This window comes from Pseudomonas sp. RL (assembly GCF_000647775.1).
Lineage (GTDB): Bacteria > Pseudomonadota > Gammaproteobacteria > Pseudomonadales > Pseudomonadaceae > Serpens > Serpens flexibilis.
Genome location: NZ_JBOY01000205.1, coordinates 1 through 1,067 on the forward strand (window position 1 = coordinate 1; position 1,067 = coordinate 1,067).

The 1,067-nt window shown below is 64.0% G+C and carries 1 protein-coding gene; it reads right to left on the reverse strand.

All coding sequences use genetic code 11. From position 1 onward, the window contains the following. Window positions 1-602 (reverse strand): CRISPR-associated endonuclease Cas3'' (locus tag AS93_RS20455; protein ID WP_155956188.1); only part of this gene is annotated, 602 nt, incomplete at its 3' end. Window positions 603-1,067: the final 465 nt, after the last annotated feature.

Below are 1,067 nucleotides of genomic sequence, written 5' to 3' on the forward strand. Positions count from 1 at the left end.
CCGGCTTGGCGCAAGTGCTCGGCGCCCAGTGCGAGTACGTCTTCTCGGCTTGCATCCGGCAGCAACAGTTCACGTGCGGCGTGGGCGAACTCGGCGGCGGCGACAACGTCTTCGTTCTTGAAGTGCGCATACCGGCTCAGCCTGGCTGCTCTGGGCGGCTGACCGTGATGTCCTGTAACGGCAGCGATCCACGGATGAAGGGCGCTCTTGAAGGCGGACTTGCGCTGGCCAAGCGCCAGTGCATCGTGTCCGATGTAGAGCTGATCCTTCCAGATGAAATCGCCCAGCGTGTCGTGCCGCTCGTCGTAGCGCAGCGCAGACTCGCGCTGCTGCAGCTCCAGCAGAACTTCTGGGCACAGCGCCTGAAAGGTTGTGGCGAACTTGCCGAGGTCGTGCAGCGCGATCCAGAAGCACAGCCAGTCGAGTGTCACCTTTGCGCTTACGCCCAGGCGCGCTGCGAAAAAGTCGAGCAGACGTGAATGCCCACGCAGGTAGGCCCGCGCTACCGCAGCGACATCGAGTGAATGGAAGGGCAAGAGGTGCCAGCGTGCTGTTCCGGGGTAGCGCGGGTTGGCCTTCCCCCAATAGCTGAGTGCCTTCAACCTCTCCCCCTGGGGTGGATTCAGTGTCGCAGATTCGGATAACAGAGCTGCCGACGGCTTGGTTGTCTCAGTCGTCCGGCTCGATTGCGGCCCTGCAGGCTAGAGCATCACGCCCGTGTAGCGGACTCGCGCATGCAAACAACTGCAAGCCGCTGTTTGGGCATGGTCGGCACAAGTACGCGACGCTGCGGAGTGGGGCCGTTTCTGGGCGGGCGACAGACGCCTCGAACCAGGCCCGGAGGTGTCGATTTGGCAGGCATTCGCGGTTATTGCGCAAGGTAGTTTGACGCGTCGCACAAGGGTGTGATTGTGTGGGGGTCCGGCCGCCCGTGGTGGGCGCCGTGGACCGCGCCAGCACCATCCCCCGGGGGCAGCAAGCGTATGAGCGGAATCGAGCATCAGGCGCCGCAGGGTCTGTTCGACCCACGGCTGGAACACGACGGTTGCGGCTTCGGCCTGATCGCG